The organism is Kitasatospora sp. NPDC002551 (assembly GCF_040296005.1).
Taxonomy (GTDB): domain Bacteria; phylum Actinomycetota; class Actinomycetes; order Streptomycetales; family Streptomycetaceae; genus Kitasatospora.
Window position 1 is genome coordinate 1 of sequence record NZ_JBEOWI010000032.1, and the last position, 13046, is coordinate 13046.

Below are 13046 nucleotides of genomic sequence, written 5' to 3' on the forward strand. Positions count from 1 at the left end.
CCTCAGACCTATAACCCCGCCCCCGCCCCCCGCGCCTCGCGCCCGCCCCCCCCCGGGCGGGGGGTCGGGGGCGCCTCCGCGCGGCGGCGGGGGCGCCCCCCCCGCCCCCCCCCCCGCCTCCCCTCCCCTGTTTTCACTGGCCGCCGAAGGTGGCCCCGGCCCCGGCACAACCGCCGGTGCCGGGATTCGGCACGGTCCGCCCCTGCGGCCCCCACGACCGAGGGGCGGACCGTTTCTGCACCACCGACACTAGGCGGCCGGGGCCCGGTGCCAGGCCTCCCTGACGTCTCCCTGACGCCCCCGGCGTCGATCTTGACGGACCCCTCGCGGCGGTCCGGCCGGGTCAGCCGCGGGCGACGAGCTGGTCGGCGAGCTTGGCGAGGCGGCGCTGCGAGCGCTCCTCCTGCGCGATCGCGGCGGTCGCGGCGAGGTCGCCGCCGTCGTAGTACTCGCCGTTGACCAGCGCCGTCCCCGGCAGGCAGAGCCGGACGACGGCCTGCGCGCCCTCCGCCGCCGGGGCGCCGACCCTGCCGTACAGCGGGAGGAGCGCCGTGGCGCACTGGCCGGGGTTGAGGCTGACGGCGGTGATGCCGGAGCCCTCGGGCGCCATGTCGCGGGTGTCCATGGTGAGCGCGAGCTGGGACTGCGCGTAGGCGGCGACCCGGGAGTACTTCCTGATCCGGTGCGGGTCCGACCAATTCATCGAGGCGGTGCGGTGCAGCGAGGAGGAGACGTTGACGATCCGGGCGCCGCCGGCCGCCGCGAGGGGCGCCCGGAGCAGCTTGGCGAGCAGGTGGGCGGCGAGGAAGTTCACCTGGAGCGAGACCTCGTTGCCGTCGTCGGTGAGGGTGCAGCGCTCCGGGGCCAGCACGGCGGCGTTGTTGACCAGCAGATCGAGGGCCGGGTAGTGCTTGACCACCGTACCGGCCAGCACCGCGATCTCCGCGAGGTGCGTGAAGTCGGCGGCCAGCTCGACGAGCCGGTCGCGCCGGACGCCGGACGCGACGAGCCGCTCGACGGCGTCCCCGGCCTCGGCGGCCGTCCGGGCGTGGACGAGCACGGTGGCCCCGTGACCGGCGAGGAGCCGGGCGGTCTCCCAGCCGATCCCGGAGGAGGCGCCGGTGACGAGGGCGGTGGAGGCGGACAGAACTGCGTCGGACATGACCCATCCAGGGGTGAAGGGCACCACCGGGGTGCCGCCCGGGCGCGTCGGTGGACGCGCCCGGGCGGGCGCCGGCGGGTGCGGGTGTGGTGCGAGAGGTGATGCGAGCCGGCGGCCGGCCCGCGCTCCCGCCGCGGACGTGCGCGGCGGGAGCGCGGGGGTCGGACGGCCGGGAACGGCCCGGACCCGGCGGATCGCGCGGGCCGGCCGTCCGGGACCGGTAGCGGGCGGGGAGGCCTGGGCTTACCGGACCGCGGTGAGGGCCGCGACGGCGACGACCCGTCGCCGCGGATGCGGCGGGCGGTCGTGGTGGCGTGTCGAGCGGTTCACGTCCCTCATCAAAGCCAGCCGCACCCCGCGGGGCAAGCCCGGCCGGCCTGCCCTGACGGAACCCTGACGCCGGGGCACCCTGCCGGTCACCGGGGCCGGCGGACGGTCAGCGGTGGTTGACGATGACGGAGATGCCCCAGCCGATCGACGCGAGCACCACCGCGAAGATCAGCACGGCCAGGGCGTAGCCGACCGGTCCGGCGGTGGGCCGGTCGGCCGCCCCCGCAGCCGGCCCGGCAGCCGGTCCGCCGGCCGGGGCGGGAGGGTTGAGCAGGCGCAGGCCCAGGGCGAACAGCGCCGGCAGGCCGGCCCCCGTGAGCAGGCCCACCACGACGATCTTCCACACCGCGTGCAGGTTGATCCAGGTGTTCACGAGGCCACCTTGTCCGGGGCGGGCTCCGGGATCACCGAACCGGTCCACGCGGCGTTGACGTTCTCCGGTGTCACCGCCGGATGGCGGGAGGCGATGAAGAAGGCGACCGACGCCAGCACCAGCACGGCGAAGACCACCACCACACCGGCCGTCCCGCCGATCCCGTTCGCGAGCCAGTAGGCCAACGCGCCGACCAGCGCGGCGGCCGGCAGGGTGAACAGCCAGGCCGTCACCATCCGGCGGGCGAGGTGCCAGCGCACCTCGGCCCCCTTCCACCCGACCCCCGAGCCCAGGATCGATCCGGTGGCCACGTGCGTGGTGGAGAGCGAGTAGCCGAAGTCGGTGGAGCAGAGGATCACGGCGGCCGAGGCCGACTCGGCGGACATCCCCTGGGGCGGCGCGATCTCCACCAGGCCCTTGCCCAGGGCGCGGATCACCCGCCAGCCGCCGACGTACGTCCCGAGGGCGATCGCCAGCGCGCAGGAGGCGATCACCCAGTCCGGGGCCTTCGCCCCGGGCGCCAGGGTGCCGTTGGCGATCAGGGCGAGGGTGATGACACCCATGGTCTTCTGCGCGTCGTTGGTGCCGTGGGCGAGCGAGACCATGGAGGCCGAGCCGATCTGGCCCAGCCGGAACCCGCGCTCGCGCGGGCGTTCGGACACCTCCCGGGTGATCCGGGCGACCAGCAGGGTGCCGACCACGGCCACCATGCCGGCGATGAACGGCGACAGCGCCGCCGGCACGATCACCTTGGAGACCAGGCCCTGCCACTTGACGGCCGAGGAGCCGGCCGCCGCCACCGTCGCCCCGATCACCCCGCCGATCAGCGCGTGCGAGGAGCTGGAGGGGATGCCGAGGTACCAGGTGGCCAGGTTCCACAGGATGCTGCCGGTCAGACCGGCGCAGACCACGGTCAGCGTCACCTCCCCGCTGGAGACCAGGCCGTTGGCGATGGTCGCCGCCACGGCGGTCGACAGGAACGCGCCGACCAGGTTCAGCACCGCCGAAACGGCGACCGCGACGCGCGGCGACAGGGCCCCGGTGACGATCGAGGTGGCCATCGCGTTGCCGGTGTCGTGGAAGCCGTTGGTGAAGTCGAAGCCCAGCGCCGTGAGGACCATCAACGCCAGGACCGCGTTGTTGCCGGTCACGCACCCGAACGTAGCCCGCGCACCGGGCGGGCCCGGTGCGACGGCGCCCCGGCACACCGAACGGCCGAAGGGCCGTCACCCGGTCGTACCAGCGCCGTCGCACCGTTCCTCGCACCTGCCGGTCAGGGCGTCGCTCAGCCGAGCGGCAGCTCCAGGACGGCCTCCTCCCCCGTGAGCGAGGTGATGGTGGTGGTGCTGTCCTTCGTGCCCGTGAAGGCGTAGAGCTTGTCGGAGCTGTTGACGACCAGGGTGAGGCGGTGGCCGTCGGCCAGGTCGTAGGCGGCGGGCTGGAGGCTCCAGCCGACGATGCTGTCCGTGCCGGCCGTCAGACCCTCGACGGTGCGGGGCTCGTGGGTGATGATCCGGGCGGTGCCGTCCGGGGCCACGTCGAAGAGGTAGGCGACGAGGGTCGCGGCGTTACCCTCCTCGACCCGGACCGCGAGCCGCAGCGTGGCCGCGCCGCGGATCCGGCGGCCGCCGGCCAGTTCCTCGGTGGACCACACCAGCAGACGGGTCCGGTCGAAGCCGGCCGGGTCGTACGCCTTGGGGCTGCCGAACCACTCCTTCTGCCCCGTCTCCATGACGCCGTCCATCGCGGTGGCCGTGGTGAGGTGCCCGGCGACGAAGTCACGGCTCCATCCCGCGGCGGGCTTGTCGGACAGGGTGCCGTCGCCGTTGCCGTTGGTGCCGCTCAGGTACCAGGCCTCGCCGCCGGTGGTGGCCCCGGCCCAGGAGCCGAGCGGCTCGCGCCGGGCCGCCTTGGTGATCCGCCGGCCGCCACCGATGACGGGGGCGGTCTCGTAGGTGAACATGACCTGGCTGTTGACCACCGGCCAGTCCGGAACCCCGTTGGCCTCGCCGAGCAGGTGGTGGTCGAGCCAGGCGTAGGCCTCCAGCGCCGGCGTCAGGGAGCCGACGAAGGGCACGCCGCCCGGGAAGCCGGTGATGCCGAGGCCTTCCGGGGCGCCGTGGTCACCGATCCACAGGTTCAGGTGCTTCGGCACGGTGAGCTGCTCGAACGTGGCGATCGCCTCGCCCACCGGGAACAGGCTCTCGTGCCAGGTGTTCGAGTAGAAGGTCGGGATGCCCCGGGCGTTGGTGCGGCCGACATGGGTCTCCGGGGAGCGCCGGGTGCCCCACTTCACCACCTCGTCCATGTCCTCGCCGGCCCGGAAGGACTGGAGGATGCGCCAGGTCTCCTCGTCGAACTTCTCCGCCTCCTTGCCCTCCTCGGCGCCGGTGAACCTGATCAGCAGTTCCACGGCCTCCGAGTGCCGGGTGCCGTTGTCGTAGAGGCTGGTGGCGAGGTTCCCCCAGGTGCTCAGGGCGGCCACGGCGGCGACCCGCTCGCCCTCGTCGTGCGCGGCGACCAGCTGGCTGATGCCGGAACCGTAGGACAGGCCCATGAACCCGACCTTGCTCGGCGCGAACTCGGCCTGCGCGTGGTCGATCACCCTTGAGCCGTCCGCCCAGTCGTTCGGCCCGGCGACGTCGATGAACCCGTCGGAGGAGTAGAACTTGCCCGGCTGGCCCATGCCCCGCGGCGTGTACGCCAGCACGTGGTAGCCGCGTGCCGCCAGCGTGAGGTAGCCGACCATGAACGGCAGCCAGCCGTACGGGTTCCAGCCGGCGGGGACGATCACCACCGGACGCCGCTCCGGGGTGTTCTGCTTGATCAGGAACGCGGAGAGGCTGAGGTCCTCCGTCACGGGGACCTGCTGGATGCTTGCGCCGGCACGCTGCCGGACGCCCTCCACCAGCTCGCGCAACTCCTCGGGCAGCGCGCCGGCCGGCGCGGTGCCCTGGAGGGCCGCGAGCAGGGCGCCCGCGACGGCGAGCACGGACGGGCTGATGTCGAGGCCCGCGCCGCGCCAGATGCCGTGGGTGGCGATGTCACCGAGGGTCGCCTCGGTGACCGACGGGGTCGGGTCTCCACCAGCAATAGTCATACGAACCGCCCTTTCGAGGCAGACAGGGCACCCGGGGGGCGCCATCCCGGCGGATCCTGCTCCCGAGCGGCACCGGTAAACTGACGTGAAGTCAGATACGCTCGAACGAGCGAATGCCGCAGCCTCGCATTGACATGGCCCCGCCCCGCAGGTCCGGATGCTGGAATTCCGCCCGCACGTACCGCCGTCCGGGGCACGGTGGGCGGCATGATCCTGCGACCGGAGACCGACGACCTCACCGGCTACCTCGCCGCGGACGAGGTGATCGACCACCAGCACCCCGAGCTGCGCCTGCTGGCCGCCGAACTCGCCTCCCCCGAGGCGGCCTTCCGCTTCGTGCGCGACCAGGTCCGGCACTCCGCCGACGCGGGCGCGTACAGCGGGGCGTACCGCGCCTCCGAGGTGCTGGCCGCGCGCAACGCGATCTGCCACGGCAAGTCCCACCTGCTCGCCGCCCTGCTGCGGGCCCAGGGCGTGCCGACCGGCCTGGGCTACCAGCGCCTGGAGGACGGCGAGGGCGGCTTCGCCCTGCACGCCCTCAACGCCGTGCACCTGGACGACCGCTGGGCCCGGCTGGACGCCCGGGGCAACCGCGAGGGCGTCGACACGCGGTACGACCTGGAGCGCGAACGGCTGGCCTGGCCGGTCCGCCCCGAGCTGGGCGAACGCGACTATCCGACGATCCACCGCACCCCGCCAGCCCGGCTCCGCCACGCCCTCGCCCAGGCCCGGCCGGGCCACGCCGGCTACGCCCACCTCCCGAGCGAGCTGCCGCCGGCCGACGGGTGACCACGTCCGGAAGAGCAGGGCCCCCGGGACGCGGGCACCGCAGCTCGCCCCGCACCGCCCGCCTCCCCCGAGGAGTTCCCGTGTCCGACGACGTGCGAGGCATCGCCCCGGAACGGGCGGCACGGCTCGCCGCGCCGGTCGAGCGGTGCGGACCACCGAGCCGGCGGCACCACCGGGCCCCGGACGAGGGTCGACCTCCTCGTCCGGGGCCACCGAGTCCGGGGCCGCCGAGCGGGCCCGGCGTCCGCTACGCGCCGGCGAGCGTCTCCACCAGGGCGGCCAGGAACTCCTTCGGCCGCTCCAGGTGCACGCTGTGCCCGGCGCCCTCGACGACCACCTCGCGCACCCGGCCGCCGGCGGCGGCGTAGCGGTCGAGGACGGCGCGGGTCTGCGCCACCATCGGCTGCGCCGGGCAGACGTCCTCGCCGGGCCAGCCCGGGACCACGCCGAGCGCCCCCAGGTGGGCGAGGTCGAAGAGCGAGGTGTCCGAGATGATCACATCGGCCGCACCGCGGATCCACAGGATCGGCGGCTTGGGCTCGACCCGCTCCAGGTCGTCGATCCGGAAGTGGACCGGCGCGATGGAGTTGAGCACGCCCCGCCCGCCGGGTGCGGAGCCCGGCCAGGTGTCGCTGGGACGGCTGTCGCCGGGGTAGTGGTCCTCCCCGGTCCGGGTGGACAGCATGGCGGCCACGTAGCGGTCCGGTTCGGCCAGCGGCTCGCTGACGTAGGAGGTGTCCAGCACCGAGCGCGGCGCGAACGGCGAGTCGGCGCCCCGCTCCCCCTCGCTCAGCAGCCGGACGAACTCCGGGGCCGCGCCGCCCGCGCCGGAGCCCGCGCCGTCGGGCGAGTTGAGCTTCCCGTCCACCCCGTGGGTGCCGCCGAAGCCGTACGGGGAGACCGGGTTGACCAGGGTGAGCGAGCGGACCAGCTCCGGCCGGTCCCGCAGCAGTTGCATCGCCACGCCGCCGCCCATGCTCCAGCCGACCAGGTGCACCGGGCCGAGGGCCAGCGCCTCCAGGTAGGAGAGCAGGTCCTCGCTGTGGTCGCGCAGGCCCCGGGTGGCGTCCACCGGCAGCGGCTCGGTGTCGCCGAAGCCGCGCAGGTCGGGGGCCAGCGGGCGGTAGCGCTCGGGCAGGTCGGCCATGGTGGGGTGCCAGAACACGCCGGAGGAGACGTTGCCGTGCAGCAGGACCACCGGTTCCCCGGTGCGGCCCTCGATCTCGGCGTGGTTCACGGTCAGGCGGTCGGTGGCGATCAGGCGGTCGGTGATCATCCGGCGGTTCCTCAGTTCAGCCAGCCGGCGACCTGCGCGTTCGCCGCGCCGTCCCAGCCGAGTTGCAGGTGGTTGGCGAGGGTGATCACCGCGGTGCCGCCGACGGTGGCGATGCCGGTGGTGTCCAGCGCGCTGGACACGAAGACCACGCCGTCGCTGGGGGCGCGGTTCTCGTTGAAGATGCCGACGACGGTGGGCGCGCCGCCCGCCATGAGGTAGGTCGTCACCGAGGCGGGCACCCCGGCCTGGTGCAGCGGGGCGATCAGCGAGCCGGCGTCGATCGCGGCCTGGATGCCGCCGCCCTCGGTGTAGAAGCCCTGCCCGCCGTAGTAGGTGGTGTACCAGTCCTGCTGGGTCTGGTCGATGCCGAAGACCGAGTCCCAGCGGGCCAGCATCTGGCGCTGCCCGGGGTAGACGTCGTAGCCGCTCGCGGGGGCGAAGGAGAACTCCGGGTGCGCGGTGTAGGTGCCGTAGCAGGTCATCCGCAGGTGCGGCGCGGGGGCGTTGATCTGGCCGCCGCACTGCGGCCAGATGGAGAAGTCGTGCGCCCACCCGTGGGCGAAGGGGTAGTCGTAGCCGCCGTTCGGGCCGCCGATGGTGATCAGCTTGCGCACGTCGCCCGCGTACGGGCGGCCCCAGGAGGGCTTGACCGAGGACACGTAGGACCGGGCGGACATCTCGCCCTTGCTCCAGCCGACCACGTCCACCTGGGGGACGCCGAGCTTGGCGCGGATCAGCGCGACGGCGTCGCCGACCGCCTGGGCCTGCAGCAGGTTGTCGCCCTGCTTGTGCGCGAAGCCGACCGCGAAGACCCGGTAGCCCCGGCCGGACAGGTACTGCATCAGACCGGTGTTCGGGCAGGAGACGGAGCCGCAGCCGTAGGCGCCGCCCTCGCCGGGGTTGGCCCAGGCCCGGTCCGGGTTGTCGTTGGCGCCGTGCACCAGCAGCACCGGGACCTGGTGCGCGCCGGTGTTCCAGCCCGGCGCGGAGTAGAGCAGGAAGCGGCCGGAGTAGGGCTGCTTGACGCCGCCGAAGAAGGTGAGCCGCTGGCCGTCCTGGTTGCCCCGGCCGTCCGGCGGATACTGCTCCTGGCGGAAGCCGGTGGTGGTGTCGAGGTAGCGCTCGACGCGGTCCCAGCCGTTGGCGACGCTGGTGTGGGTCGCCTCCAGGGTCAGGTGGGCCGGCACCGCCGCCGAGGCCGGCACCGCCGGGACGACCGCGCCGATCAGCGCCAGCACACCCGCGAGCAGCCAGCCCGCGCCCGCGCGCCCGCCACGTCCACTTCTTCTCCACATACCGCGCCCACTCCTCCACGCCGAGGCTCCAGTGGGCGCCAGGCTACGGATCCCGCCGCGCCGTCCCCATGGCGGCGGCCCACACCTCGGGCGCCCCGGTATGGGGGTCGGCCACCTGGCCAGGGCGCCCCGGGTCCCGGTCAGCGGCGGCCGAGCGAGCGGTACCTCCAGCCGGCCGCGCGCCACGCCTCCGGGGCCAGCACGTTGCGGCCGTCGACGACGGCGCGGACGGCGACCCGCTCGCCCAGCTCGGCCGGGTCGAGCTCCACGAACTCGCGCCACTCGGTCAGCACCAGCACCACGTGGGCCCCACGGGCGGCCTCGGCGGCGGAGGTCGCGTAGCCCAGGTCGGGGCAGGCCTTGCGGGCGTTGTCCAGGGCCGCCGGGTCGTACACCGAGACCCGCCCGCCCTCGCGGGCGATCGCCGTGGCGACGTCGAGCGCGGGCGAGTCGCGGATGTCGTCCGACTCGGGCTTGAAGGCGGCGCCGAGCACGGCGACGCGGCGGCCGGTGAAGGAGCCGCCCGCGAGCTCCCGGGCGTGGTCGACGGCCCGGGTGCGGCGGCGCAGGTTGATCGCGTCGACCTGCCGCAGGAACTCCAGGGACTCGCCGGCGCCCAGCTCCTCGGCGCGGGCGACGAAGGCCCGGATGTCCTTGGGCAGGCAGCCGCCGCCGAAGCCGAGTCCGGCGGCGAGGAAGCGCCGTCCGATCCGCTCGTCGTACCCCAGCGCGTCGGCCAGCCGCACCACGTCGGCGCCGGCCGCCTCGCAGACCTCGGCGATCGCGTTGATGTACGAGATCTTGGTCGCCAGGAAGGCGTTGGCGGCGACCTTGACCAGTTCGGCGGTGGCGTAGTCGGTGACCACGGTCGGGATGTCGCCGAGCGGCGCGTAGAGGTCGCGCAACAGGCCCTCGGCCCGGCCGGGGCGCACCCCGAGCACGATCCGGTCGGGCGCCAGGGTGTCCTGCACGGCGTGGCCCTCGCGCAGGAACTCCGGGTTCCAGGCGAGTTCGGCGGCCTCCCCGGCGGGTGCCAGGGCGGTGAGCCGGGCGGCCAGCCGCTCGGCCGTGCCGACCGGGACGGTGGACTTGCCGACGACCAGGCAGGGCCGGCGCAGGTGCGGGGCCAGCGCGTCCACGGCGGCGTCGAGTTGGGAGAGGTCGGCGGCGCCGGAGTCCTTGCGCTGGGGTGTGCCGAGGCACAGGAAGTGCAGGTCGGCGAAGGCGGCGGCCTCCTCCGGGTCGGTGCCGAAGCGCAGCCGGCCGGCGGCCAGGCCGCGGCGCAGCAGCTCCTCCAGCCCCTTCTCGTGGATGGGGAGTTCCCCCTGATTGAGGGAGCGGACCCGGTCCTCGTCGATGTCCAGCGCGAGGACCTGGTGGCCGAGGTCGGCCATGCAGGCGGCGTGGGTGATGCCGAGGTAGCCGCTGCCGATCACCGTCAGGCGGTGGCGCATGGGCGGTCTCCTGTCGTGGGTGGGAGTGGATGGCGTCGCCGGGGCGGCGGTTCAGCCGGTGCTCCGGTTCAGCAGGTGCTCCGGTCCAGCCGGCGGACGGGCCGGACGGCGATCAGCGCGAGGGCGCAGCCCAGGCCGACCAGCGCGCCGAGCAGCAGCAGCCGGTGCACGCCGACGAGTTCGCTGGCCGGCCCGGCGACCGCCTGGCCGAGCGGGACGGCCAGGATGGATCCGGCGATCTCGTACGCGGCGACCCGGTTGAGCTTGTCCTCGGGGATCCGGGTCTGGACGCAGGTCGCCCACTGGACGCCCCAGAACGCCCACCCGATGCCGCTGACCAGGTAGCCGAGCATCAGCAGCGGCACCGCCGGCACCAGGGCGGCGGACAGCGGCATGAGCGGGAAGAGCAGCATCGCCACCGCCCCGCCGAACAGCGGGCGGGCCGGGCGCAGGCGGATCGCGACCAGGCCGCCGAGCACGCAGCCGACGCCGAAGGCGCTCTCCGCCCAGCCGAAGGCCGCCTTGCCGTGGGCGTCGATGATGGAGACCGCGCCGACCGGGGTGATCGGGCCCCAGACCGCGACGCCGAGGACCCACCAGATCAGGATCACCGACCACAGCCAGGAGCGGGAGCGGAACTCCGTCCAGCCCTCGCGCAGGTTCTGCAGGGTGGAGGCGGTGCGGTCGGGCTCGACGTGCGGCAGCCGCAGGGCTGCCAGGCAGAGCCCGCTGAAGACGAAAGTGGCCGCCGTCGCCGCGAAGACCGAGGCCGGGGAGACCGCGGCGACCAGGGTGCCGGCGAGCGCCGGACCTGCCATCGTGGCGACGCCCTGGCTGACCCTCAGCACGCCGTTGGCCTGCTGGGGGTCGGCGGCGACCTGGGGCACCAGGCTGGTCAGCCCCGGCTGGAACATCGCGGTGGCGAGCCCGCCGAGCACCGACGCGCCGACCAGCAGCCACAGCGGCGGGTGGCCGCTCCAGAGGCAGACCGCGAGGCCGAGCTGGACCGCGCAGCGCAGCGCGTCCGCGGCGATCATCTGCGGCCGGGGGTGGAACCGGTCGGCGAACACCCCGCCGAACACCACGAACAGGGCGAAGGCGCCCATCCAGGCGCCGAGCGCGACGCCGACCGCGCCCACCCCGAAACCGAGGGCGAGCATCGCCACGGCCGTCGCGACCGGGATCATGGTGTCGCCCAGCACCGCCATGGTGCGGGCGGTGAAGTAGAGCCCGAAGTTGCGGGTCCACAGTCGGGCGGGCGGGGCGGGCGGCGCGGCCAGGGTCGCGGCCATGGGGCTCCTTCGGGACGTCCGCGGGGGCGGGCGGGTGCTCGGGGTCGGCGGGGTGTCGGCCGGGCTCAGAGGTCGAGTTCGACCCGGTACGCGCGCAGCCAGGCGTCAGTCTGCAGGGCGGTCTCCAACGCGGCCCGGCCGACCCCCTCGACCAGGGCGTCGGCGCCGTCGCGGGCCACCGCGCTGCGCAGCCCGGGGGCGAGCAGCGGGGCGAGCGGGCTGTCCTGGTCCAGCGCGACCCGGGCCAGCCGCTCGCGCAGCACCCGGTCGTAGCCGGCGTCCCGCAGGTTGGGGTACGGCGTCTTGACCCGCATCGCGACCGGCTCGGGCAGCAGGTCCTTCATCGCCGCCCGCAGCAGGCTCTTCTCGCGCCCGTCGAACGCCTTCATCGCCCAGGGGATGTTGAAGGTGTACTCGACCAGCCGGGGGTCGGCGAACGGCACCCGGATGTCGAGCCCGGCGGCGGTGCCGAGGCGGTCCAGCCGGTCGAACAGCACCCGGGTGTGCCGGGTGTGCGCGAGGTAGGTGACCTCGCGGTAGCGGGCCTCGACCGGGTCGTCGAGCGCGTCGGCGGCGGCGATCTCGGCGACGGCGGCGCGGTGGCAGTCCCGCTCGTAGCCGGCCAGGTCGAGCTTGCCGAGCAGGTCGGCGTCGAAGACGACGTCGGTGCCCAGGAAGCGCGGGCGGCCCTCCGCCACCCACGGGAAGGTGGGCCGGGCGATCCACTCGGGCAGCCGGTTCCAGTTGTAGCCGCCGAAGACGTCGTCGCCGCACTCGCCGGACAGCGCGACGGCGGCGTGCCCGCGCGCCTCGCCGAACAGCAGCCGCAGCGAGGCGTACTGGTCGCCCTTGTTGATCGGGATGTCGTACGCGGCGAGCACCGAGGCCCGCAGCGCGGGGTCGAGCAGGTCCAGGCCGGCGAGCGAGATCTCGCCGTGCTCGGTACCGGCGTGGTCGGCCATCAGGCGGGCGTAGAGGTGGTCCTCGTTGCCCTGCGCGGCGGCGCCGTCGGTGCCCGGTTCCTGGTCGTTGACGGCGAGCGAGCGGATCGGCCCGCGGCCCTGGCGGCGGGCGAGGGCGGCGGCCAGCGCGGTGAGCGAGCTGGAGTCGAGGCCGCCGGAGAGCAGCGAGCAGGGCAGCTCCTCGCCGTCCAGGTGCGGGGCGACGGCCGCCTCCAGGAGCGCGCGGACGGTGTCGACGGTGGTGTCCAGGTCGTCGGCGTGCCCGGCGACCCGCAGGTGCCAGTAGCGGCGCTCGGTCGCGCCGGCGCGGGTGACCCGCAGCAGCGCGCCGGGCAGGACCTCGCGCAGGCCCCGGAAGACGGCGTGGCCGGGCACCCGGGCGACGGAGAGGATGTCCCGCAGGCCGTCGGCGTCGAGGGCGGGCCGGAAGCCGGGGTGGGCGAGGACGGCCTTGGGCTCGGAGCCGAAGAGCACGCCGTCCGGGGTGGTCGCGTAGAAGAGCGGTTTGACGCCCATCCGGTCGCGGACCAGCAGCAGTTCCTCGCGCCGCGGGTCCCACAGGGCGAGCGCGTAGCCGCCCTCGATCCGGGTGACGAAGTCCTCGCCCCAGGCGAGGTAGGCCTGGAGGACGGCCTCGGCGTCGCCGCCGGTGACCGCGCGGTGCCCGGCGGCGGTGAGCCGGTCGCGCAGTTCGCGCGGGTTGGTGAGGTGGCCGGCGAAGGAGAGGACGGCGCGCGGGCCGGTGTCGCCGGGGGCGGTCAGCGGCTGCGGGTGCGGGTCGCGGGCGGTGCGGCGGTGGCCGAGGGCGGCGTGCGCGGAGCTCCACTGCCCCTCGCCGTCGGGCCCGCGCCGGGCCAGTGCCGTGGTCATGGCCCGGACGACGGCCTGCCCGTCGGCGGTCTCGTGCGAGAAGTCGACCCAGCCGGCTATGGCGGACATGCGGTACTCCCAGGGGTGCGCGGTGGCGGGTGAAGGAGGGGTGACGGGTGGTGCGCGGGCGGCCGGCGGCGCCG

Annotated in this window: 10 protein-coding genes; 1 reads left to right on the forward strand and 9 read right to left on the reverse strand. The window is 74.8% G+C overall.

Annotated elements, in window-relative coordinates:
• Nucleotides 1-343 precede the first annotated feature (343 nt).
• From ABT093_RS24945 to ABT093_RS24960, 4 genes are all read right to left on the reverse strand, one after another.
• Nucleotides 344-1162, reverse strand: a complete 819-nt coding sequence (locus ABT093_RS24945; RefSeq protein ID WP_350568211.1) for an SDR family NAD(P)-dependent oxidoreductase — start codon at nt 1160-1162, stop codon at nt 344-346.
• 436 nt (nt 1163-1598) lie between these two features.
• Entirely contained in the window at nt 1599-1865 is a 267-nt protein-coding gene (locus ABT093_RS24950) for a hypothetical protein (RefSeq protein ID WP_350568214.1), read from the reverse strand.
• Entirely contained in the window at nt 1862-3016 is a 1155-nt protein-coding gene (locus ABT093_RS24955; protein WP_350568216.1) for an inorganic phosphate transporter, read from the reverse strand. Before ABT093_RS24955 ends, ABT093_RS24950 begins: the two co-directional genes overlap by 4 nt.
• A gap of 134 nt (nt 3017-3150) precedes the next feature.
• Nucleotides 3151-4965, reverse strand: a complete 1815-nt coding sequence (locus ABT093_RS24960) for a CocE/NonD family hydrolase (RefSeq protein ID WP_350568218.1) — start codon at nt 4963-4965, stop codon at nt 3151-3153.
• A gap of 207 nt (nt 4966-5172) precedes the next feature.
• Here ABT093_RS24960 and ABT093_RS24965 point away from each other — a divergent pair, with 207 nt between their 5' ends.
• Nucleotides 5173-5754, forward strand: coding sequence for a transglutaminase-like domain-containing protein (locus ABT093_RS24965; RefSeq protein ID WP_350568221.1), 582 nt, complete (start codon nt 5173-5175; stop codon nt 5752-5754).
• A gap of 247 nt (nt 5755-6001) precedes the next feature.
• Here the strand turns inward: ABT093_RS24965 and ABT093_RS24970 are convergent, their stop codons facing one another.
• The 5 genes from ABT093_RS24970 to asnB all read right to left on the reverse strand — a co-directional run bounded on the left by ABT093_RS24970 (nt 6002) and on the right by asnB (nt 12972).
• On the reverse strand, nt 6002-7030 hold the full coding sequence (locus ABT093_RS24970) for an alpha/beta fold hydrolase (RefSeq protein WP_350568224.1): 1029 nt from the start codon (nt 7028-7030) through the stop codon (nt 6002-6004).
• Between the two features lie 11 nt (nt 7031-7041).
• Nucleotides 7042-8325: an esterase/lipase family protein gene (locus tag ABT093_RS24975; RefSeq protein WP_350568226.1), complete on the reverse strand. Its 1284-nt coding sequence runs from the start codon at nt 8323-8325 to the stop codon at nt 7042-7044.
• Between the two features lie 140 nt (nt 8326-8465).
• On the reverse strand, nt 8466-9779 hold the full coding sequence (locus tag ABT093_RS24980; protein ID WP_350568229.1) for a UDP-glucose dehydrogenase family protein: 1314 nt from the start codon (nt 9777-9779) through the stop codon (nt 8466-8468).
• A gap of 68 nt (nt 9780-9847) precedes the next feature.
• Nucleotides 9848-11071 (reverse strand): MFS transporter, encoded by a 1224-nt coding sequence (locus ABT093_RS24985; protein ID WP_350568232.1) that lies wholly within the window; start codon nt 11069-11071, stop codon nt 9848-9850.
• A 65-nt stretch (nt 11072-11136) separates the two neighbouring features.
• Entirely contained in the window at nt 11137-12972 is a 1836-nt protein-coding gene (asnB, locus tag ABT093_RS24990; protein WP_350568235.1) for an asparagine synthase (glutamine-hydrolyzing), read from the reverse strand.
• Nucleotides 12973-13046: the final 74 nt, after the last annotated feature.